18 protein-coding genes are annotated in these 21,785 nt (G+C 43.9%); 8 read left to right on the top strand and 10 right to left on the bottom strand.

Annotated elements, in window-relative coordinates; translation table 11 throughout:
- Nucleotides 1-3: 3 nt before the first annotated feature.
- Nucleotides 4-738: a hypothetical protein gene (locus HDC91_RS18895; RefSeq protein ID WP_183554875.1), complete on the top strand. Its 735-nt coding sequence runs from the start codon at nucleotides 4-6 to the stop codon at nucleotides 736-738.
- 56 nt (nucleotides 739-794) lie between these two features.
- On the opposite strand, the gene HDC91_RS18890 is transcribed toward HDC91_RS18895, so the two are convergent.
- The 4 genes from HDC91_RS18890 to HDC91_RS18875 all read right to left on the bottom strand — a co-directional run bounded on the left by HDC91_RS18890 (nucleotide 795) and on the right by HDC91_RS18875 (nucleotide 5,833).
- Complete coding sequence (locus HDC91_RS18890) at nucleotides 795-1,274, bottom strand: hypothetical protein (protein WP_183554873.1); 480 nt, start codon at nucleotides 1,272-1,274, stop codon at nucleotides 795-797.
- Nucleotides 1,275-1,343: 69 nt separating this feature from the next.
- Nucleotides 1,344-3,539 carry a penicillin acylase family protein gene (locus tag HDC91_RS18885; protein WP_183554871.1) on the bottom strand — a complete coding sequence of 732 codons (2,196 nt, stop codon included), beginning with the start codon at nucleotides 3,537-3,539 and terminating at the stop codon, nucleotides 1,344-1,346.
- A gap of 607 nt (nucleotides 3,540-4,146) precedes the next feature.
- Nucleotides 4,147-5,229, bottom strand: a complete 1,083-nt coding sequence (locus HDC91_RS18880; RefSeq protein WP_183554869.1) for a DUF3810 domain-containing protein — start codon at nucleotides 5,227-5,229, stop codon at nucleotides 4,147-4,149.
- A 91-nt stretch (nucleotides 5,230-5,320) separates the two neighbouring features.
- On the bottom strand, nucleotides 5,321-5,833 hold the full coding sequence (locus HDC91_RS18875; RefSeq protein ID WP_183554867.1) for a DUF2911 domain-containing protein: 513 nt from the start codon (nucleotides 5,831-5,833) through the stop codon (nucleotides 5,321-5,323).
- 265 nt (nucleotides 5,834-6,098) lie between these two features.
- Between HDC91_RS18875 and HDC91_RS18870 the strand changes: the two genes are divergently transcribed.
- Entirely contained in the window at nucleotides 6,099-7,751 is a 1,653-nt protein-coding gene (locus HDC91_RS18870; RefSeq protein WP_183554865.1) for a glycosyltransferase family 39 protein, read from the top strand.
- Nucleotides 7,752-7,753: 2 nt separating this feature from the next.
- Here the strand turns inward: HDC91_RS18870 and HDC91_RS18865 are convergent, their stop codons facing one another.
- From HDC91_RS18865 to HDC91_RS18850, 4 genes are all read right to left on the bottom strand, one after another.
- Nucleotides 7,754-10,162 carry a TonB-dependent receptor plug domain-containing protein gene (locus HDC91_RS18865; RefSeq protein ID WP_183554862.1) on the bottom strand — a complete coding sequence of 803 codons (2,409 nt, stop codon included), beginning with the start codon at nucleotides 10,160-10,162 and terminating at the stop codon, nucleotides 7,754-7,756.
- A 210-nt stretch (nucleotides 10,163-10,372) separates the two neighbouring features.
- Nucleotides 10,373-10,564, bottom strand: coding sequence for a hypothetical protein (locus tag HDC91_RS18860; RefSeq protein ID WP_183554860.1), 192 nt, complete (start codon nucleotides 10,562-10,564; stop codon nucleotides 10,373-10,375).
- Nucleotides 10,565-10,620: 56 nt separating this feature from the next.
- A complete protein-coding gene (locus HDC91_RS18855) occupies nucleotides 10,621-13,116 on the bottom strand; it encodes an outer membrane beta-barrel family protein (RefSeq protein ID WP_183554858.1) in 2,496 nt (831 codons plus the stop codon).
- 96 nt (nucleotides 13,117-13,212) lie between these two features.
- Nucleotides 13,213-13,626: an EamA family transporter gene (locus HDC91_RS18850; RefSeq protein ID WP_183554856.1), complete on the bottom strand. Its 414-nt coding sequence runs from the start codon at nucleotides 13,624-13,626 to the stop codon at nucleotides 13,213-13,215.
- A gap of 175 nt (nucleotides 13,627-13,801) precedes the next feature.
- On the opposite strand from HDC91_RS18850, the gene HDC91_RS18845 reads away from it, so the two are divergent.
- Nucleotides 13,802-14,830 (top strand): fatty acid desaturase, encoded by a 1,029-nt coding sequence (locus tag HDC91_RS18845; RefSeq protein WP_162430806.1) that lies wholly within the window; start codon nucleotides 13,802-13,804, stop codon nucleotides 14,828-14,830.
- 72 nt (nucleotides 14,831-14,902) lie between these two features.
- Complete coding sequence (locus tag HDC91_RS18840) at nucleotides 14,903-15,811, top strand: hypothetical protein (protein ID WP_183554854.1); 909 nt, start codon at nucleotides 14,903-14,905, stop codon at nucleotides 15,809-15,811.
- Between the two features lie 3 nt (nucleotides 15,812-15,814).
- Here the strand turns inward: HDC91_RS18840 and HDC91_RS18835 are convergent, their stop codons facing one another.
- Nucleotides 15,815-16,705: an AraC family transcriptional regulator gene (locus HDC91_RS18835; protein ID WP_183554852.1), complete on the bottom strand. Its 891-nt coding sequence runs from the start codon at nucleotides 16,703-16,705 to the stop codon at nucleotides 15,815-15,817.
- Between the two features lie 226 nt (nucleotides 16,706-16,931).
- Between HDC91_RS18835 and HDC91_RS18830 the strand changes: the two genes are divergently transcribed.
- The 4 genes from HDC91_RS18830 to HDC91_RS18815 are packed head-to-tail and all read left to right on the top strand — an operon-like array spanning nucleotide 16,932 to nucleotide 20,360.
- Nucleotides 16,932-17,573 carry an RNA polymerase sigma factor gene (locus HDC91_RS18830; RefSeq protein ID WP_183554850.1) on the top strand — a complete coding sequence of 214 codons (642 nt, stop codon included), beginning with the start codon at nucleotides 16,932-16,934 and terminating at the stop codon, nucleotides 17,571-17,573.
- The gene (locus HDC91_RS18825; RefSeq protein ID WP_183554848.1) at nucleotides 17,570-18,853 is read left to right on the top strand and encodes a hypothetical protein; all 1,284 of its coding nucleotides are present in this window, start codon (nucleotides 17,570-17,572) and stop codon (nucleotides 18,851-18,853) included. The genes HDC91_RS18830 and HDC91_RS18825 overlap by 4 nt, the downstream gene beginning before the upstream one ends.
- Nucleotides 18,854-18,857: 4 nt before the next feature.
- The gene (locus HDC91_RS18820) at nucleotides 18,858-19,400 is read left to right on the top strand and encodes a YceI family protein (RefSeq protein WP_183554846.1); all 543 of its coding nucleotides are present in this window, start codon (nucleotides 18,858-18,860) and stop codon (nucleotides 19,398-19,400) included.
- A 21-nt stretch (nucleotides 19,401-19,421) separates the two neighbouring features.
- On the top strand, nucleotides 19,422-20,360 hold the full coding sequence (locus HDC91_RS18815) for a DUF5777 family beta-barrel protein (RefSeq protein WP_183554844.1): 939 nt from the start codon (nucleotides 19,422-19,424) through the stop codon (nucleotides 20,358-20,360).
- Between the two features lie 79 nt (nucleotides 20,361-20,439).
- On the opposite strand, the gene HDC91_RS18810 is transcribed toward HDC91_RS18815, so the two are convergent.
- Entirely contained in the window at nucleotides 20,440-21,684 is a 1,245-nt protein-coding gene (locus tag HDC91_RS18810) for an FAD-binding oxidoreductase (RefSeq protein ID WP_183554842.1), read from the bottom strand.
- Nucleotides 21,685-21,785 lie beyond the last annotated feature (101 nt).

The raw sequence follows: 21,785 nt of genomic DNA, 5'->3' as shown, positions 1-21,785 counted from the left end.
AATATGAAATATTTATTCTCCCTTATTACTTCGGTTGCTACCCTGTTATCGGTGTGGGGTTTTACATCGCCTAAGCAATTAACAAGCGCCGATGTTATTAAAAAAATGTACGGCCGCTATCATGGTAAATGGCATACCTCGTTAACATTTACCCAAACAACAGGCCGGTACCGTAACGATACTTTGGTAAAAACCGATACCTGGCACGAGCGTATTGTTTACCCCGATATGCTACGGATTGATTTTGGCACGGATAAGGGCGGGAACGGTGTGATATACCGTGGCGATTCGTCGTACTTTTTCAGGAACAATAAGGTGGTACGCGCCGCGAAGGACGAAAACGAATTGATCTTCTTTTTAGGGGGGATGTATTTTAAACCGATAGACCAGGTAATGACCCATTTTAACGAACTGCACTTTGACCTTAGCAAGACCCATGAAAGCACCTGGAAAGGTAAACCCGTTTATGTTTTGGGATCTGCAAAAGATGATGACAAGGTAAACCAACTATGGATAGATAAAGAGAAACTGGTGGCTGTGCGTTATTTTAAATACGATACCAACGGCAAAATGGAGGCGACTTTTGAAGAGCACAAAATGGTGGGGGGCGCCTGGAGCGAAACACTGTGCAAGTTCTACATAAATGATAAGCTGCTACAAACCGAAGTTTACAGCGATATTAAAGCCAACCAGCCTATTGATAAAAGCGTGTTTGATCCTGCCGCAATAGGAAAATAACTTTTGATTGCTGATTATCCCTGGCTAAACGCCGGGGATTTTTGTTACAATGGTTATTAAAAAAACTCTTTTTGGGTTACCACTACCTGGCCTTTATTTTCGGTGGTGCTGATTAGCATAGTGATGGCGTAAAACTCGTTATCAAACTTATAGATATTATTGTCAGCGTCCTGCCCCTGAAACTTCATGACCATTTTTGCCCTGCGTGCCTGGGCTATAAGATTAACAATATGCTGCGGATCGCGGGTATCGTAAGTTACTGTATGCAGCAGGGTGCCGTTGTTTAACTTTACCCTGTCTCCAATAGTAATGCCTTCTTCTCCAACGTTTTTGGCTACCGAGCGAAAATGTTCTATCGTTTTGCCGTCTTTTTCCTGTAAATACTGACGCTTGAATGCTTTACTCAGGGTTAGGTAAGTATGCGCTTGTCCGTCGCTAAGGGTGGTAAGGTTGGTAAGGTCAAAAAAAGAAATGCTTTGCGCGTAAGTACCCGTGCAAATACAAAACAGTAATATAACCAACCCGTACTTTTTCATATATATCGGTACAGCAAATATAATTATTTTTAGGTTCGCGTTAACAGGTATAACAGGCAGATCTGTCACTTAGGGATGGTACGTTCTTTCGGCATGTTTCAAAACATCTTCTTTATAAAAAAGTACCGTTTTAAAATCGCCATCGATATATCCCTTCGCCTGATCGGCAAAATGCGGTGAAGCCGGGTTAAACGATTGCCCGCCGGTTATAATGGTTTTTGCCTTTAACCTTGGTCCAAATTCAACGGCGGCAATAAAGCTATTGCCCGAGTAGCCGTAACGTTTAATAGTGCCCATGGTACGGCTTTGGTATGATGGCAACTGCCCAAAAAGCGATGAAGTTAAGCCAACAGGCAAACTTGGCTGTGCGTCACTAAAGGTTACCCCATCGGCAGGGCGTTGGTAGCGGTTGATATCGCCCCAGGTCATCTTCCAGGTGCCAAATTGTTTTTGCAGGTTCTGCAGTGCCGTTTCTAAAAACTCCAGCTGTTTAGCCGCAGGCAAAGTTTGCAGCATTTGCCTTACCCTTTGTACCTGGTAACTGCTTTCGCCGGGCTTGGCCGGGCCGATAGCCCTGAACATTAACATACCCCATTCAACCGCTAAAGTGGTAGCTACCGATGATACCGCAGTGCGCTTATCCCACGCTTGTAACAAAGCCACTGGTTCGGCAAGCTTTCTTTTGATGCTATCGGGGGCGCTTTTATAGGCGCTGAACAGCGATGGCAGCAAATCATCAAAGGCAGCAAGGTATTTATCGTATCCTTTTGCTATCAGGCCGTCCAGCGTTAAGTTTTTGGCGTTACTTAGCAAGCTTATGGCATTTAGCCCCCGGTAGTTCTCGCCGTCGGGTGCCATATAAACCAGATACTTTGCTTTGTTGGGGCTTGATTTACCCGATGATGTAAACGGAGTTGAGTTACAATTTTGAATAAACCCCGTGGCAGGGTTATAAACATGCACAATTTCATCAATACTATGCAAGCCCCGCCATTCTGTGGCTGATGTGGTACCGTCAACAGGTAACGCCCAGTTATATGCCGTATCGCGTTTAGGTAGAAAATTGCCGTACCAAAAGGCGGTGTTGCCTTTATCATCGGCATAAACGGTGTTATTGCTGGTGTTGGCCAACAAGCCCATGGCTTTTTTATATTCGGCAAAACTGCCCGCCTTGGTGATCAGCCATGACTCCAGCAAAGCATTATATGAGCGGTTATAATGTTTTAAAGCCAGCCACCTGCCATCCATAGCAGCCATTACAGGACCATGATGGGTATAATAAGCAGTTATATAGCGGGTTGTACAACTATCGCCACGCTTCACTTTTAGTTTAAGCCGGCGGCTTGTAACGGGTTTAAGTTTTCCGTCGTATTCGTAAAACCACTGGCCGTTTAGTCTGCTCACTTTTTCGGCATACAGGTCGCCAACATCGGCATAGCTGCTCGTGTGCATCCATCCGCAGTGCTGGTTAAAGCCCTGATAAATAAAAAACTGCCCCCAGGTAACTGCTCCGTAAGCATGCAGCCCCTCCCCGCTGTTTAGCCCTACCTCGCTTCTGAAATAAAAGGGCACATGCGGGTTAATGTATAGCATGGCATGGCCCGACGCTGTACGCGACGGCGAAATGGCAAATCCGTTAGAACCTGTTTCCCTTTCAGGGACATTATTAATAACGGGCCGTGAGCGGTATAATGCACCTGTGTTGTCGGTTTCATTGTTATAAAAAGCTTGTGTTTGGGCCGGACTTATACCACCTGTTTCCGTCGCCGCGACACTGCCATCGGTAAACATCAGCGCATACCAGGGTTTATAGTGCGTAAAAACAAGCGGCTTTACTTCGGGGTGCTTATACAAGTAATAATTTATACCGTCGGCAAAAGCGTTCATTAGCTTTTTAAAGTAAGGTGGGCTTTGGTTATAATCTTTTATTGCCCCGGCACTGTCGGCAATCATTTGCAGCTGCACATCTTCAAACAAACGGCCTTCTCCATCGGCCTCACTTTGCCTGCCCAACTGGTAAAGGTAATTACGCTCTATGCCTTTAAAATTATCCTCGCATTGGGTGTACATCAACCCAAATACAACCGAAGCATCCGTTTTGGCGTAAATGTGGGGCACACCATAATTATCGCGTATAATGGTCACTGCGGCTGCCTGCTGCTTATAACGGGCAATTTCTTTGGCCGAAACCCTTTGCGCCTGCGCATTAAGGTTGATACCAATAGCGCAAAACCAAAACAGAACGGGCAATTTTTTTAAAACCATAATATGCTGTTTATCTAAATTAATAAATCATTCGCGTTTTGCGATAAATGTAGCAGGCATTATTGTGATGCGCTTCTAAAAATTAACGGCTTACCCATCCAACTGTACACTTTATAGTGCAGACCAGAATCTGCAATCCTTCTAAGATCGGTCAACTAATTTTATTTGATATCCACACTGATATCACTAATCGAAGATTAAGCAGCAATGCTTTTCCCGCTTTTTTTTAAGTTTTTGTAACATTTATGAGTTTAAACATACTTATATGATAATATACTTTAGAAACATCCGTTCATTTGTATCTTTGACATTTAATACCATTAATAAGTTGGGGAACACTTTTTGCGGTGTAACTAACACAATACGAACTTATTAAATACAATATTAGCAAGCTGCCACAGTTTAGCTTAAAAAACTTGGATAAGTAAACATGTTATCTGAGGTTTAGTTGATCAACATTATTTGAATGATGTTGTAGTGCGTTCCGGGGTGAGATACGGAACGCACTTTTTATTGAAGGGGATTTCACGATAATATCAAAAGATACACCGCTTAACCGAATTACACTTACACTCACCACTCTCTACTACATTCTCCGCCCCACCACTCACTGCTTCCGGTACATAGCCATAATCAGCAACACCATGCGGTTGTAGGTAGCTAAACCCTCGGGCTGGTTATTGGCCTTTAAAAAATTATCGTAAAAAATACTGGTCAGGCTTTCCAGTTTGTTCTGATAGGAGAGCCAATACAGCCGTTCTGCCTTAAAATCGGCCAGCACAGCCGGCGATATCCGTGTTTTAAGTTGTTTAAACATCACCGTATCGGTATAACGAACGGTGCGCATAAACTCGTTAACCGCCAGGTTGTAAGCCGAGTAGCGCAACAGCCTGTCGCCCGACCCTGTCGCCGCTATAAAACCCGCGAAGTTTGCCTCGTCCTCGGGGCCATACCCCATCTGGTGCGACATCTCGTGGCAGGCTACAAAAGGGCGGTTAAATACCGGCATCTGGTAATTTATCTGCGCCTCCCCGGTAAAGGGGTTGTAATAGCCCGATGTGCTGATATAATTAAGCAATGGCGTAAGCAGCGAAGGTTTTATGCCAGGGCTATAGGTTTTGTAATTATTTGAGGTTCCCGACAGTTTTAGTACCGCCTTTACTGCTGTATTGTATATGCTGTCGTTACTTTGTTTCAGATCTGCCGGGGTAACCCTTGCCCTGCTGGCGTTAGCGCTATCAATAAGTATCGTAGTTATTTTTTGCAGTTCGGCTTTGGTAAAGGTGCTGTCGCGCAGGTTTAACCGCTCGGCCGCCGAAGGTCGAAAATAGTTCATCCCCCAAAAAAGATAAAAGGTCAGCATAGCCACCTGCACACCTATTACCATACCAGCGGCAAAAATACCCGCCTGCAAAAAGCGTTTTTTAAAGCAAAAGGCTAGAAGTCTGACCAAAGCATAAACCAGGTAAACTATTATGCCCGCATACAACAGATCGCCAACGCTAAAGGCGAACAAGTTAAAAATGGGGTGCAGTATGCGGCACAGTACCGGGTACAATCCTTCGGAATAATATTTTTCTATAGCGAGTGGATGACCGGCAAACAACATCAGCAGGTATATGGCAAACGCAAGTGATAATATAATTATCCCTTTTTTTATCAAGACCCTTTTACCCGGTTGTTTATGCATAGACGTGGGATAAATATAATGTTTAAATCAAAAGTGATAGCAGCAAAAAGCCCCGGTAATTATACCGGGGCTTTATAGAACTTTGACTTGCTTATTTTACAGATACCGGTACCGAGATGGTATCCCAGTTTAACGAGAAGCCTTTGGCGTTAATTTTATAAACAAGGTGCTCGTTCATGGCCGACTTTACCGGTTTAACGGTTACACGTAAAGCATCCTGTGCCTCATCGTACTGCGTGCCCCATTGTTTAGCTACCTTATTAAAAATAATCGTCCAGGTAGTTGGGGTAGGTATAGCGTATAAACTATAAGTACCTGCCGACAATTTTTTGCCCGCTACCACAATGTCTTTACTGGTGCTGAACACAGTAGCTGCATTTGCACCTGCGCGCCATACTTTATTATAGGGCACCAGCTCGCCATATATTTTGCGGCCCTTTACTGATGGGCTGCCATAATTAATGCTTATTGTAGCGGCGCCAATTTTAGCGCTTACGCTGTCGCGGGGGCTGGCAATAGGCTTGGTTTGCGCGAAAGTGAAGGCTGAAAACAGCATGGCCATCGCAAATACTGCAGCTGCCTTTAATTGAGTTGTTCTGTTCATGATAGTTTGTTTTTGGTTTACATGGATAAAGGTAACCGTTATAACACCAAAATTTTTAAAATATTATTTAATGGCAGAATTATAGCAAACTTTCGTTTACCGGTAGTGTTATATACCCATACTCACTTTGCAGTTAGGAATTGACCGAAAGGTTAAACAATTGTTGTGAGTTTTTGGCCTCTGCCCATTTTTGGGCGGGGTTTTTTTTATGCGATTGCTCCGCATACAATTTTTGGTGCCATTAAACCTATATTTGTGTTTAACCATGGCCGACAAATACAAGCCCCTTTACCTGTTATTGTTCGTACTTGCACTGGCGGTAAGCTTTGCCGGCATCAATACACCTTTTTTTACCGACGATCAGGGGCTTTATGCAGCTATATCAAAAAACATGCTTTATAAGCATGATATACTGCAATTGTTTACATACAACCACGATTGGCTTGATAAACCACACTTCCCCTTTTGGGCGGTGTTAATAAGCTTTAAGCTTTTTGGAGTTAGCGCATGGGCTTATCGCCTGCCTGCTTTATTGTTTTTTTTGCTGAGCCTGCTTTACACTTACTTATTTACCCGCCGGTTTTACAATAAAGAGATCGCGTTAACCGCTGTGCTGATATTAATGAGCGCACAGCACGTACTGCTATCTAACCTTGATGTAAGGGCGGAGCCTTATTTAATGGCGTTGATAATCGGCAGCATTTACCATATAGCACGGTACAACAATAAATCAGCATTTAAGCACCTGCTGCTGGCCGCGCTGCTTACAGCATGCGCTATCATGACGAAGGGCATATTTGTTATTGCGGCTATTTATGGTGCTTTGTTGGGTCAATACATTTTTCAACGGAAATTTTTACAGCTATTTTATGGCAAGTGGTTATTGCTTTACCTGCTAACCTTTGTTTTTACGCTGCCCGAGTTTTATGCCCTGTATATTCAATTTGATCTGCATCCTGAAAAACTGGTATTTGGCAGGCATCATGTAAGCGGTATACGATGGTTTTTGTGGGACAGCCAGTTTGGGCGCTTTGTAAACAATGGCCCTATTAAACAAAAATCCTCCGGCAATATATTCTTTTTTGTGCATACCCTCTTGTGGGCTTTTATGCCGTGGTGCCTGCTGTTCTACTTTGCTGTATATAAAACCGTTCAGAACGTTTGGAAAAAGGTTAGCCTGCCCGAATATTACACCTTAAGCGGGGGCTTGCTTTTGCTTTTACTATTTTCATTTTCGGGTTTTCAGCTGCCGTTTTATACCAACATTTTATTTCCGCTGTTCGCCATTATAACCGCACCGTATTGTTTTAAGCAGCTAAGCCGCGCGGGCAATATTTACCGGAAGGCAGGATTGCTTATTTTCGCCATAGCGCTGCCTGTAATAATTATTATTATCCACCTTTACCTTAAACCGGCCAATAACGTACTTTTTATAATCGCTTGTTTAGTATTTGGGGCGACAGCCATGCTTATCATCCTTAACATAAAGGTGGATACTGTCAGGGTTTTTATGCTTACGTGCTGTGCGGTACTATTTGCTAATTTTTATATGAATACCGTTTTTTTTCCTGCCATTGCTTCATATAACGGACAGGTGAAGGCAGCCGCGTATATTAACCAGCCGGCCTTTAGCAACCTGCATGTATATTCGTTACGGCCCTCTAATAACGTTTTCCAGTTTTACAGTAATAAACCGGTTGACCTTTTGTTGCTTGAAGATTTCGGAAAAACACCTATGCCCCCAAACGCGATATTTTTTGCAAGCCAGACCTCGGTTGATTACCTCACTCAAAATCGCGTAAGGTTTAAGGTGATAGCAACCTTTACCGATTATCCGCATGAGAATATTTTACCCGCGTTTATAAACAAGGATAGCCGCGGTAAAGTACTAAGCAAAGCCTATCTGATAAGCAAATAAACTTACTGAACGGTGTATTTGTAAACCACCCTGCCAATATTACCTGTGTTATCAATCCCCTCAATAACAATACGGTACCGGCCCGGGCCCTGATTAAAATAATCAAAGGCTGTGTTACCATCGGCATTGGTTACTAAATTGGGCTTCCAGTAAACAGTGGCGCCTTCGGCGGCGTCTTTTTTGGTATCATCGTAAACCGGGGCGTAAAATTCGCGCGCCATATAAAAGCCTTGGGGTGTAATTGATACTATGCCCGGCGCCATCTCCTGGCTTGTTTCGGCAACTTCGCCGCCCCGCCTTGTATTGATCACCATTACGCCTGATCCCGAATTCATACCATAAACCGCCGCATTGGCCCCTTTTAATATTTCAACAGATTCTACGTCAGCAGGCTGTATGTTATCAATTGTACCCGAAGTGATGGCGCCGTCAATAACGATCATCATCGGTTCTGAAACAATTTTACCCCCTGCAATACTTACCGAGCTACGCAAGTAAGCCTTCCCATTATTAAAATCAACATTGCGGGCAACACCCGTTAAGGCCTGGGATAAGCTGGCAAAGCTTTTAATTTGTTTATTAAATATCACCTGATCGGCATTGCCGGCACCCGCAAGGCTGGATGAACGATAGTTTTGTTTGGCGTTTACGTTTACCGCGTTCAATTCCTGTGTTTTATCCGGCGGAGCTTGCCCACCCGTCATGGCCGTGTATTGTGGTAGCCTTTCATCTGTGTTAACTTCCGGCAAAGTGCCCGTGTTTAGCGGCACACTTATATTGGTTTTGTCCAGCATAAGCCTTGCTTTATTTTTAAGCGATTTATTATCGATATTCAATAAAAACCTCGTTTTATCGGTATAACCCAAATCAATAAAGGCAAATTTTCCGGCTGCATCGGTAGTGGCAGACATGGTTTGCCCGGTTACGGGAAGCATCAGTGTTATCTTTTCGTTAGGTACAGGTGCGCCTGCTTTAGTTAGCAAAGTACCTTTTATATCCATCCCCACTTCGGGCTGGTAGGCTATTGGCGTGGGTGTTCCGGTTAAAAACTGTTTCCATTGAAAACGCCGGTAGCCCTGGGTAAGCATCAATATATCCAGGTTGTTTCGTGTATCGTTAGTTACATTGTTAAAATAATAGCCCGGCTGCTCCACATATCCCCGAAGATCTGACGTAAGCAACATATCGGCCAGTATATCACTTTCGATATCCCCATTTGCAGGCACCTTATTTTCATTAATAACGGATACCGAAAAACTCCCCACCGACGCTTTGTCTTCTGCTGTGCGGGCGTTAACAATGATGTGCGCCTTGTTGCCACTTGCATATGATGTTTTATCGCTGTTTATGGTAAAATTAACCCCGTCGTTAGTTTGGATAAATACCAGGCGTTCGCCCAGGGGCACTCCGTTATCTGAGAACAGGGTAATTTGCATTATTCCGGACCTAAGATCTTTTTTTGGCAGATCGAAACCGATTACCTGGTTGTCAAGTACTGTTTTTACGGTTTTAACAACTCCCGCCGAGTATATCACTACGGCTATCTCCTTATTTTTATTGGCCAGGTAATAAGGCTTATTGGCATTCATATCAATTGATAGTTTAGCCGGGTCGCTGTTATTAACGCTGAGCGATATCCCGTTCGTTTCGGGCTTCGGCAGATCAACCGTTGTAACCGATCCATCGGGATAGGTTATCTTTGCCTTGTAAAGTTTGCCTTCTTCGGGTGTCAAAAATATTTGCCCCATGCCCAAATGCGCCGAGGTGAATTGGGCAACTTCGGCATTGTTATTATCAACTACACTGCCCTTAACGGTAACGCCCATGCCATTACCGTCAACCGCCTTAAAAGCAATGCGGGATGGAACCGCCGTAACCAACGTACCGCCTTCGGGGAAAAACTGCACATCCGGTTTATTGCTTATAGTCCTGGCAATGGGCGCCTGGCCCATGCTTTTTCCGTTAACGGTTATTGTTTTATAAAAAAAATAGGTATCACCTGCATTTTGCATCCAGCGGGTGTAAGCCCTTATCCGGTAGCTGCCCTTCGGGAGGTAACCGGGCAACGCAAAATCGCCCCAGGCCAGGCCGTTCTTTAGCTGCAAAATAAGGGTTTGCATTACTGTATCAGCTTTGTTTATAAGATCAACATGCAATACACCGCTTACTTTTGATAGCTCGTGCCGCTCTCCTGCTGTTACATACGCTTTAAAATAAATGGTGTCGCCGGCGTTATAATAGGGTTTATCAAAATGAAGGTAAGCCTTCTCAATTACGTTGTCTGTAGACAATGCTTGCAGCCTGGTTATTACATCCTTTAAGTCATTCCCGCTTTTTTGGGGCACTACTTGGCCGTGCAGCGCTGCACAATAGCAGCTTGCAGCAAACAACAATAAAAAAAACTTTTTCATTTTGTGTAAGATTTATTTGCGATAGAAACGGGTGGTTGATCTGCGTTTATAAATGGCAAATAAATATACTGATAATCAAAACAATACCACAATTAAATTTACATGGAGTTGCTGGTAGCGATAACACCATTATTGCGCAACTTACATATCTGTAGCAACGGGTAATATGGGGATACCCGCAAGTAAGCATAACAGGTAACAGCGCCCGGACTATTCGTCTTTTATCTCTTCCCAATAAATAGTTTCACGGTAAATACCGTTTTTTATGGCCACCTGCGCCCTGATCTTATCCAGTTCAGCCTTTATCTCTTCGGGGCTCAGGTCAACGCTTAACGACGAATAGAAGATTACATTACCTGTTCTGCTGTTTATAAATTTGTAGTGTTTAGCAGCAGTATTCATAACAATAGTACATTACACTACTTATAATACTATTGTACCTGTATATTGTTTTACAATTACTTACCCATGGGCTCGGCCGGCATGTTAGGGTTGGCATCTTCGCGTCCCTCCTTCTCTTTGTCTTTAGAGAACTCCAGCTTACCAAACTTATAGCTAAGTGTTATACCAAACGAACGGAAGGGCAGCTGCCTTAAGCTTGATTGATTGTAGCCGGGGCCGGTGGTAGTTGAATATTGATCGATATATTTACTGAAAGGGTTGCTTGCCACCAGGCCTACACTTGCTTTTTTATCCCAGAATTGTTTACGTACAGCCAGGTTATACCAAAAGAATTTGGGACGCGTGCTTTGCAGTCCGCGCGATGATGAATTGTAATTACCAAACGCCTCGGCCATAACATTACCCGGGAACTGGTAGCTGGCATTTAGGTTTACACGGTACGACAGGGCGCTTATCCGGTTTACATTTGTTTGCAGGTTAGGGTCCTTATTAACGTTTGTACGGTTTACCAAAAATATGTTCGTGCGTAAATTAAGCCTGCTTGTAACCGGCACCGACGCGAATATATTACCCCCTATTGATGTTTGCGTACCAATATTGGCGCGTTGGTTTAGCAATACGTTAGTATATTCCTTCCCGTTTATATCCAGCGTGTCAAACGATGTTGTGTATTGCTGTATGTCGTTATTGTTATGGCGGTAAAAGCTCCCAACGTAAATATTTGCGCCGCCATCAAACGATCGGTTGTAACCCAGTTCAAACGTATTGCTTATTTCGGGCTTTAAGTTAGGGTTACCCGTGCTGATGTTGTGCGGGTCGCTGATGTTATAAAAGGGGTTTACATCCCGATAGTCGGGCCGTTCTATGCGGTAAACATAGCTTAGCTTAATGGTTTGGGCAGGGCTTATTTTGTGTGATAATACAAACGAAGGGGCCAGCGTGTTATAGCCTGGTATCACAACGCCCGGAAAGTCGGCCGTTGTGTTGGTGTACTCATTACGTAAACCGGCCTTAAAGTCTAAAAAGTTCTTAAATAACGATGTCGACGCCGAAAAGTAAACCGCGTAAATATTGCGTTTATAGTTAAAAGCGTAAGTTTGGTCGGCATTGTTAATAAAAGTGCCATCGGCCAGCAAGGTATCGGTATTGGTTACATTCTTCAGGTTTTCAATAACCGCTTTTGCACCACCTTCAAGGATAAAGGTTTTGGTTACAGGGTGGGTGTAATCAACGGATATATTGGTTTCGCGGTTATTGCCGGGGTTATAGCCCTTTATACCGGTGGTAATATCATCGGTGTTTAAATAATCCTGCTGCTGATTATAATTTGAGGTATTTCTACTATTGCTGGTGTTAACCAATACTTCCAGTTCCTGCCCTTCTTTATCAAAGGTTTTCTTATAATTAAGGCTGTAATCTGTTGAGTACGCGTTGAATTTACTGTCAGAATTACGCTGGCTTAAAATATCCGAAAATAGGTTACCGGTCATATCGGTCCTTGTTTCCTGCTGGTCGGTCAAGCCGTTATTTCGGTTGCCAAAATGGTTAAACCCGAAAGATGCCGTAAGTTCATCTTTTGGCGTAATGCTCCAGTTTAAGTTAAGCCCAGACCTGTAACCGCCGCGGCTGGAGTTACTGCCACCATTTTGCAGCAGGCGCGTTACGTTTCCTTCCATATCGGTAGAGGTGCGGTTATTACTGCTTAATACCGTCGACCTTAGCATAGTATTACCGCTAAAAGACGCATTTACGCCAAAGTTGCCTTTTTTAGCGTTCAAATTAAACGACCCGTTTTCCTGGCGGGTGCCTGCTGTAAGGTTAACACTGCCGTTTATACCTTCAACGTTGCTGTCCTTCAATATAATGTTGATGATGCCGCCTGTACCTGCAGCATCGTATTTGGCACCGGGACTTGTGATCACTTCGATACTCTTTATCTGGCTGCCGGGTATCGATTGAAGCGCGTCGGCCAGGCTGGCACCAAAAATACTGCTTGGCTTGCCGTTTATCAGGAAACGGATGTTGGCGTTACCCTGCAGTTCTACATTGCCATCGATATCAACGGTAACCTGGGGCACTTTTTTTAATACATCAACTGCGGCACCACTTTGAGCGGTAAGATCGTTGGCTGCGTTGTATACCATCTTATCAATACGGTTTTCAATCAAAGGGGCTTTGGCCACAATATTTACCCCCTTTAACTGGTTTTGAACAGGCTCTAACAAAATATTGCCCAGGGCCATAATATTTCCATCTGTAACTATTACGTGATCAATTGTGTGGCGCTTGTACCCTAAAAAATCAATAGTTAACCTGTAGTCGCCAGGGGAAATGTTTTCCAGGCTAAAGTTCCCTTTCGGATCGGTGCTCATGCCGTTGAAGGGGCTGGTGCTGCCCTGTTTAAAAATGGAAATAGTGGCATAATCTACAGGCAGTTTGCTAACGGCATCGGTAACTCTGCCGCTTATTTTCCCCTTCCCACCTCCGGCGTTTTGGGCATTTATTTGTATTGTGGTAAATAATAAAGCTAAAAAAACAAAAAAACAACGCATAGTAAACCTCTTCTCTATTTGGAGGCGCAAAACTGATAAGAAGTTTTGACTTAAGTGCAGAGGTTTCGTAATTGTTACATATACACTATGTTGATCCTAAAATATCAAAATAAGCGTACCGGCTATTATGAGCAAGGCGCCCGACCCGGTTTTTAGCGTAAGCGGCTCGCCCAAAAACAATACAGACAGTATAATAGCTATAGCTACGCTTAACTTATCTACCGGCGCTACCTGCGACACTTTGCCCAATTGCAGGGCTTTAAAATAAAATATCCACGACAGACCTGTAGCAACGCCCGAAAGCACTAAAAATGTCCAGTTTAGTTTATTAAGGCCGCTTATGCCATGTTGCGCGCCCTTATACAACACTATTCCCCATGCTATAAGCAAAATCACTACTGTGCGTACAGCGGTGGCCAGGTCGCTGTCTACGCCCTTGATGCCAACTTTTGCAAACACGGCGGTTAAAGCTGCAAATAAGGCTGATAGTAAAGCATATATCCACCACATAAAATTTCTATAAATTAAAATATTTATTAAAAAGTTTGGTTGTTTAGTATTTTAAGGGCAATTATTTTTCCTTAAAATTAAGTACCGTAAGGGTTTTATTGCTAAATTTGGGGAAATTTCACAAGAAAGTCATTTTTTTAACACCTAATCCTTATCTTCATCGTTTTAACCCTATATGAAGAAGACTGATTTTGTTTACTCCCAGGAGTCGGAACCGCACCGTATACGTACTAAGAAGATATTAAAGCAATTCCCGCAGTTAAGAAACCTTATTGGAAAAAATCCAAAAACCATTTGGGCAATAATCGGGCTGGTTGCCTTCCAGGTAATACTGGCATGGTTCCTCCGCGATCAATCGTGGTGGCTGGTATTTGGCGCGGCCTATTTATTAGGAGCCTTTGCCGATCATGCTTTATTTGTGATGATACACGAGTGCACCCACCAGTTACTATTTAAAAACCGCAATGCCAACCGCTGGGCATCAATGTTTGCCAATTTGCCGCAAATACTGCCAAGCGCCATTTCTTTCGAGAAATATCACATTAAACACCACTCTTTTCAAGGTATACATGAACTGGATGCCGACCTGCCAAACCGCTGGGAAGCAAAGCTGATCAACAACTCTTTTTTAGGTAAAGCATTATGGCTGTTGTTTTTCCCTATATTCCAGTTGTTCCGCTTATCGCGCTTGCGCGAAATTCACCCGTTTGATGGATGGATACTAACTAACTGGGTATTGCAAATAGCCTTTACAGTAGTTATTTACCAATTTATGGGTTGGCATTCGTTAGCGTTTTTGCTGCTAAGCTTCTCGTTTTCGGTTGGCCTGCACCCACTTGGCGCCCGATGGGTACAAGAGCATTACTTAACTCACAGCGCTGAGCAGGAAACATACAGCTATTACGGGAATTTTAACGCGGTGGCCTTTAACGTTGGTTTTCATAACGAGCACCACGATTTTCCTTCTATCCCGTGGAATAAACTGCCGGAGATCAGGAAAACGGCGCCTGAGTATTACGACACACTATATTACCATACATCCTGGACCAAATTATTCTTCAGGTTTTTGTTTGACCGGGAGATATCGTTATTTAACAGGATATTGCGCAGAGAGCGCGGCAAAGTTGCTATAACCGACGTATCAAAGCCGGATGCCGAGCTGGTTTTCAGCAAGGAGGCAAGCCTGGCAACGCAAGATTCGTAAGTGTCAGTTTAAAAACATAATGATGCGGCCCATATAATAATATGGGCCGTTTTTTGTTCTATAAGCTTAGTTATGTTTAAAAGTAAAGCCTTAAAAATATTTATACCGGTATTATGCATCACCTTTATAGCGGCGTTTGCCAAGCACCGTTTAATCGATAATAAGCAGCTACCCCAAAGCCATCTGTACGCAAAGCAAATGGACGAAACGTCAGGTCTGGTAGCTTCAGGTTTAAATACCGGTATTTACTACGCCCATAATGATAGCGGCGATACCAGCCGTTTTTTTGCCATTACACCCGATGGCAAATTAAAAACAACCATATATTATACGGGTGACAAAGCCGAGCGGCTTGGTGTGCGCGATTGCGAGGATATTGCCGTTGGGCCCGGCCCGTTAAAGGGCAAAAGCTACGTTTATATTGGTGATATTGGCGATAACGGTTCAAAAAGAAAATACATAACCGTTTACCGCGCCGAAGAAAGCCCCTCGTGGGGCAAGGACAGCCTGGCACATGCCACGCCTGTTTCGCTTAACTTAAAATACCCCGACGGCCCTAAAGATGCCGAAGCCATGACGATAGACCCGGTAGAAAAGCTGCTTTACATTATAACCAAGCGCAGCGATAGCGTAGGCGTTTATACATCGCCCTTAAAATTTAAGGCCAATGATACCATAACGCTGACATTAAGAGGGCGATTGTTTTTTAAAGGATTAAAGCCGTTTAAATGGATAACCGCCGCTGATATATCGGCCGATGGCTTGCAAATACTCTTAAAAAGCTACGAGAAGGTTTACTACTGGCGGCGCACCGCTGGCCAGCCCGTTTGGAAAACCCTTAAAAGCATGCCACAGGAATTGCCCTACAAGCAGGAGAAGCAAGGCGAATCCGTTGCTTTTACCCCCGACGGTAAAGGTTATTATACCACCAGCGAGGGCGTTTACGCGCCAATTTATTATTACAAAACGCCTGGAAATTAAGAATTATCGTGGCTTTATTTTCAGTTCCCGCTCGTATTCGTTTACATAGTCTCTCGGTGCCCTGCCGGTAACGTTCTTAAATACATAATTAAAATTGGTAACACTGGTAAAGCCGCAATTGTAAGCAACATCGGCTATACTGTTGTAGTTACTGCTTACCAATAATTTGCAGGCCTGGTTTACCCTAACCTTATTTACAAAAGCGGTAAACGTTACACGGGTATGCTTTTTAAAATAACGGCAGAAGGCATTGGGCGTTAAATGTGCCTGCTGTGCAACCTCATCCAGTGTTAGGGGCGTACTAAAATTATGCATAATATAATTATACACCGATGCTATTCTTACCCCTTCAGGATCGGTAAGGGGCTGGGCATAGTTTACTGTCGATAATGGCTGCAGCCCGTCAACTTTACTCATCATGTGCAGCATTTCAATAAAGGCTGCCATTTGCGAAGCGCCTGCAGACTTTTCAACCTTATCGATCAATGACGAAAAAAATATGTAACCGGCCGCAGGTATTTTAAACCCGCATTGCCATTGTTCAAAAAACAATTGTACCGCTTTCATTTCGGGCAAATCAAACAACGCCGACATTTTACCCTTCGGATCGAAAAAAATGGTAAGCGCCTCGATAGTTAAGTCGCTGTCGTCCTCAAAATATTCGGTACTGCTTTTAAATACATGCGGCAGGTTTACGCCAAGTACATATATTTCGCCGGGCCCAAACGGGTGCATACTATTCCCGGCAAGCAAAGTACCATGCCCTTCCCTTACCCGGGTTATCTGCACCTCGGCGTGGCGGTGCAAATGCGGGTAAAAGCTCGGCAGTGTCTCACGCTGCACTATAATGGTTTTATCGTGCGGAACAGGTATGGTAAAAGGCAGTACTTTCATCGCTATAATTGATGATTTACGGGATTACTTGATTTTGATCTGATACTGATTTGATAATCTCTAATTATACCTAATTTTCTCAGATTTATTTAAGTAAATTCAATAGATCATATACTGACCGCTATCGGGAAACCATAAATTTTCTAACACCGTGGCAACCTTTGCATCATATCCATCGTGATGTATGCAGATAAGGTAATATTTAAGCATAAACAGAATCCCCAATATGGGCGAAGATGAACTGTACCAACTGGTAAAACGTTGTTTAAACAATGACAGGTTGAGCCAAAAGCTGTTATATAAAGCTTTTTATGGCTTTGCCATGGGCATTTGTTTACGCTACGCAGCCAACCGGTACGAAGCTTCAGAGATCATGAATCAGGGGTTTTACAAGGCCTTTAAAAACCTGGACAAATACGATACAGGGAAGCCGTTTAAAGCATGGCTTGGCCGTATTATGGTGAACACATCTATAGATTATTACCGGTCTAACTTAAAGGTGGCTTATACCGAAGAACTGGATAAAGCGGCACATATCAACGATACGGAATATGCCGACAAAAATTTAAGTTACAACGAATTGCTGGAAATGATAACCAGGCTGCCGCGTGCCTACCGCACCATATTTAACTTATTTGCCATTGAAGGTTATACGCACGAGGAAATTGCCGACATGCTTAATATCAGTACAGGCACATCAAAATCTAACCTGCATAAAGCGCGCGAAAAATTAAAAGTAATGATAGCCGAAAGCAACCGCATGCCCAATAAGCCAAACCAGCCATCAAACGATACCATTATATCCATAACACAGCAAAGTGACCCCAACCTGTCTGTTTCTTTTGTGAATAACGTAACCAAAAAATGAAAGAAGAAAAAGAAGATAGTATTGATAAATTGTTCAACCGCGGCCTAACCGGGCACGGCGAAGAGGCATCGTATCGGGAGGAGGACTGGGACGCTATGGAAGCTATGCTGGATGGTAAAAAAAGCAGAGGTATAACACGCAGCCTGGTTTTGCTGGCAAGCACTATTGCAGCGATGCTGCTGCTTATTATAGGCTGGTTATATATAAACCCAACCCTAAAGCCTGATGACGCTGCGACGCAATTAGTTAAAACAAAACCCCAGGCACAACAAGATACCGGCAAATACGGCCCGCCTGCCCGGCAACTGGCAGAATCCAAAAGTAATACGCTTTCGGCAAATGATAGCAACACGATGAGTGCAGATGGTATGCGCCGTAAAAGTAGATCGTTCTTTACCTTATCTGCCGGCGAGCGCGGCCGTAATACTGCCGGCAAACAAGGCAACTATAACTTTGTACCTGCTGTTGTAAAGCCACAAGTTGGTACCACCCCTCCAAAAAAAGCCGTTGCCTACATAGCTAATAACAAAATAGATACCGTTGTAAACGCCTCTGCAAATAACCTGGCCAACAATATGGCAACGATTGATAGCCCTTTACTTGAAAAGGCACCTGTGTTAGCCTCTGTAGTTGATGATATAAAATCTAAGAAAAAACCGGTCGCATCATCCGCAGGGTTTAAACCAATCTTTTCCTTGAGCTTTGTGGCATCGCCGGATATCAACAGCGTTAAGGGGTTTTCGCAAAACAAGGTAGGCACTAATGCAGGGCTTTTATTAACCGTGGGCGTATCCAAAAAATGGAGCATAACCACCGGCGCCATATATGCCGACAAACCTTATTTAAGTGATTTTGCCAATTACTCCACCGCTTACAAGTTCGCTACCGATCCCGTAAGTGTTAGTGCAAGCTGTATTGTGCTGGATATTCCTTTAAATGTGGGTTACCAGATTTATAACAAGGGCGGCAATAAATTCAGTTTAGGCACGGGGCTTTCATCGTATTTTATGCTGCGCGAGAACTACACATTCAACTATGCCGGCGCCTATCCGGGCGGGCCTGCAACTTATAACATACGCAACCAAAACAAACATATTATGGGGGTACTTAACCTGAACATGACCTATCAGCGGGAACTCAGCTCTAAATTCGGTTTGGGCATACAGCCCTATTACAAACTACCGCTCACGGGTATTGGTTACGGGCAGGTAAACCTGAAATCGGCAGGCGTTGCGGTTGGAGTAACCTGGAACATTAATTCGGTACTGAAACCTAAGTAAAAACATGAAATATATCGGAGTAATATTACTCGTTTGGTTCAATGTAAACCAAACGGGGCAGGATATCTATGCCTGTAAAAACGCGGTAGTAACACTTTATTCAAAGGCGCCTATAGAAGATATTGAGGCCCGTACCGACAAAGGGGTATCGGTTTTTAACACTTCCACCGGCGAACTTGCTTTTAGCATTCCCATCCGTTCTTTTAAGTTTGATAAGGCGCTTATGCAGGAGCATTTTAACGAAAACTATATGGAAAGCGATAAGTACCCGCAAGCCACCTTCAGGGGTAAGTTAACCGATAAGGTTGATGTTACGAAAGACGGTGCTTACCCTGTGATTGCGAGCGGTATACTTGAGGTGCACGGGGTAAAGCAAAGCCGCACTATACCGGGCAAATTAACAGTAAACAATGGCGTCATAAGCCTTTCATCGACGTTTATGGTGGCCTGTAAAGATCATAAAGTAGATATCCCAACGCTGGTTTTCCACAACATTGCCGAAAGCCTCAAGATAACGGTATCGGCAACTTATTCACCCTATAAATAACATCCCTCACACTATAATCACATGAAAAGATCCCTCTTGTTTATTATGCTGTTGTGTACAGCCGGCTTATTAAAAGCGCAAACTACTTCAACAGATACCGCATCAGCCGATGCGCTGATGAAAACCCTCAGCACTCCCGAAAAAGGCGAACCGGTGATAGCCACGTTTAAGGCAACGCGTTTAATATTATCGCAAACCACCGAAACAGTTAAAAAGAATGAGCTTAACTTTTTGGTGATACATCGCTTCGGCGATATCGGCGGATCGGCGGGCGGCGGCAAAACGCTGTGGGGACTTGATAACTCGTCTGATATCTATATCGGTTTTGAATACGGCCTCAGCGATAACCTAAACATCGATTTCGGTCGCAGCAAGTTTGAATCATTGCTTGAGCTGGGCCTGAAATATAACCTGCTTCATCAAAAAACCGACGAAAGCATCCCATTCGCCCTCACTTTAATTGGTAAAACCGGGCTTAAAACCTACCACTCAAACACTACGCTTTTTGATAATTACAGCAACCGTTTCTCGCATCTGCTGCAGGCGGTTGTAGCCCGTAAATTTTCACCGGCTTTATCGTTGCAGGTGTCACCTATGTATTTGATGAATAATGCCCCATTTCCATTTTTGGCGGGTAACGAAAAAAATATCTTCGCCCTATCGGCAGCAGGCCGTTTGAAGTTCTCGAAACGGATGGGGTTGCTGATCGATTATGTGCATCCGTTCTCTGATTTCAGGAACAACAGCACTGATCCACGCTTTTACGACGGTTTAGGCGTAGGTATCGAAATTGAGACCGGCGGGCACGTATTTACCATCAACTTTACCAACGCACAGGCCATATCCGAATTTAATTACCTTAACGATACCGAATCGAGCTGGGGCAAAGGCCAGTTCCGTTTAGGATTTACCATCTCCAGGATATTTGATTTTACCAGGAAACACAGGAGCAATTATTGATTTATTAAGTTAATGATTTATTGATTTTAAGAAAGCCATTTTTAATCACTAATTCAGTCAATCACTAAATCGATAAATATTAAGCATACCTGTCCGGTTTAAACTGGCTGATACCCGCCGAAGGGGTGTTGTTATTCAGCATCTCATCTACCAATTTGCCGGTAGCCGGCGCAAGGCTTAAGCCCATCATGCCATGCCCGGCGGCAACCGCCAGGTTTTTATATTTGTCAGATAAGCCGATGTACGGTAACCCATCCGGCGAGCATGGGCGAAACCCGAACCAGATATCTTTTTGCCGTGGTAAAGCAGGCGCAAAATCGGGGAAATATTGAGGGATGGATTCCACGATGCCTGCCACCCGGTTCATATTCACCTGCTGGTTTATTTTGCCTATCTCCATGGTGCCGCCAAAACGTATCTGCCCGTTCATAGGCGTTACTGATACTCTTGCCTCGCACAGCAGCGCAGGGATAGTCATACGGTGCCGTGGCTCATCAACCATAAACGAATAACCCTTACCCGGCATCAGCGGTATTTTTAACCCCGCCAGTTTTGCTATTGCAGGTGTCCATGCACCCCCGGCTAAAATATAAGCATCGCCCTTAAAGCTTTTATCATTGCTGATGACCTGTGTGATATTGCCCCCGGCATGCTCTATCCCGGTAACCGGTGTATTTCGGTGAATCTTTACCCCGGCCTTTTCTAAATAGTTAACCAAACCCGCTATTAGTTTATTGGGGTATAGGTGCGCATCGCAGTGGTAATGCACCGCGCCTAAAATATCCAACTCAATATCCGGCTGCAGTTTGCGGCATTCATCAGCGGTTAGGTATTGAGCATCAAGTCCTAAATGCACCGCTTTTTCGGCGGTATAGCGTTCTTCTTCTTCAAATTTAGGCGTTTTAAAAAGCATCAATATACCCTTGTCGGCAAAGCCAAAATCAAAGTAAGCATCATTTTCAAGGCCTTGATAAAGATTTTTGCTGAGTAAAGAAAGATCGCGTAAGGCACCTGCCGAACGTTCGATATGATGTTTATTGGCCGCTTTTAGGAATTTAAGTCCCCAGCCTATCAGGTCGGGACTTAGGCTTGGTTTTACATAAAACGGACTTTTACTGTTAAACATCCACCGGATGCCCTGCTCAACCATGCCCGGCGCCGCCAGCGGTATAAAATGGCTGGGCACGATCATGCCTGCATTACCGAAAGATGCGTTGTCCGTCAGGTCGCCCTGCTCCAGTATCTCTACTTCCCAGCCTGATTTGTTCAGGTAATACGCTGAAAAGAGCCCTATTATTCCCCCGCCTATTATTATAGCTTTCATACCCTCTGTTTGTTTTACGCGTCATTGCGAGGAACGAAGCAATCTCCAGGCTTTGTATTAACGCCTTGCATGGCCGCTTGTCCTAAAGAGATTGCTTCGTT

This window comes from Mucilaginibacter sp. AK015 (genome assembly GCF_014200785.1).
In the GTDB taxonomy this organism is placed as follows: domain Bacteria; phylum Bacteroidota; class Bacteroidia; order Sphingobacteriales; family Sphingobacteriaceae; genus Mucilaginibacter.
This window is presented reverse-complemented; position numbering and strand designations above follow the sequence as displayed.

Coding starts and splice junctions, on each gene's coding strand:
- HDC91_RS18895 (WP_183554875.1), top strand. CDS start 4: ATGAAATATTTATTCTCCCTTATTACTTCGGTTGCTACCCTGTTATCG.
- HDC91_RS18835 (WP_183554852.1), bottom strand. CDS start 16,705: ATGAAAGTACTGCCTTTTACCATACCTGTTCCGCACGATAAAACCATT.
- HDC91_RS18865 (WP_183554862.1), bottom strand. CDS start 10,162: ATGAAAAAGTTTTTTTTATTGTTGTTTGCTGCAAGCTGCTATTGTGCA.
- HDC91_RS18880 (WP_183554869.1), bottom strand. CDS start 5,229: ATGCATAAACAACCGGGTAAAAGGGTCTTGATAAAAAAAGGGATAATT.
- HDC91_RS18845 (WP_162430806.1), top strand. CDS start 13,802: ATGAAGAAGACTGATTTTGTTTACTCCCAGGAGTCGGAACCGCACCGT.
- HDC91_RS18870 (WP_183554865.1), top strand. CDS start 6,099: ATGGCCGACAAATACAAGCCCCTTTACCTGTTATTGTTCGTACTTGCA.
- HDC91_RS18885 (WP_183554871.1), bottom strand. CDS start 3,539: ATGGTTTTAAAAAAATTGCCCGTTCTGTTTTGGTTTTGCGCTATTGGT.
- HDC91_RS18820 (WP_183554846.1), top strand. CDS start 18,858: ATGAAATATATCGGAGTAATATTACTCGTTTGGTTCAATGTAAACCAA.
- HDC91_RS18890 (WP_183554873.1), bottom strand. CDS start 1,274: ATGAAAAAGTACGGGTTGGTTATATTACTGTTTTGTATTTGCACGGGT.
- HDC91_RS18855 (WP_183554858.1), bottom strand. CDS start 13,116: ATGCGTTGTTTTTTTGTTTTTTTAGCTTTATTATTTACCACAATACAA.
- HDC91_RS18850 (WP_183554856.1), bottom strand. CDS start 13,626: ATGTGGTGGATATATGCTTTACTATCAGCCTTATTTGCAGCTTTAACC.
- HDC91_RS18815 (WP_183554844.1), top strand. CDS start 19,422: ATGAAAAGATCCCTCTTGTTTATTATGCTGTTGTGTACAGCCGGCTTA.
- HDC91_RS18840 (WP_183554854.1), top strand. CDS start 14,903: ATGTTTAAAAGTAAAGCCTTAAAAATATTTATACCGGTATTATGCATC.
- HDC91_RS18810 (WP_183554842.1), bottom strand. CDS start 21,684: ATGAAAGCTATAATAATAGGCGGGGGAATAATAGGGCTCTTTTCAGCG.
- HDC91_RS18875 (WP_183554867.1), bottom strand. CDS start 5,833: ATGAACAGAACAACTCAATTAAAGGCAGCTGCAGTATTTGCGATGGCC.
- HDC91_RS18825 (WP_183554848.1), top strand. CDS start 17,570: ATGAAAGAAGAAAAAGAAGATAGTATTGATAAATTGTTCAACCGCGGC.
- HDC91_RS18830 (WP_183554850.1), top strand. CDS start 16,932: ATGGGCGAAGATGAACTGTACCAACTGGTAAAACGTTGTTTAAACAAT.
- HDC91_RS18860 (WP_183554860.1), bottom strand. CDS start 10,564: ATGAATACTGCTGCTAAACACTACAAATTTATAAACAGCAGAACAGGT.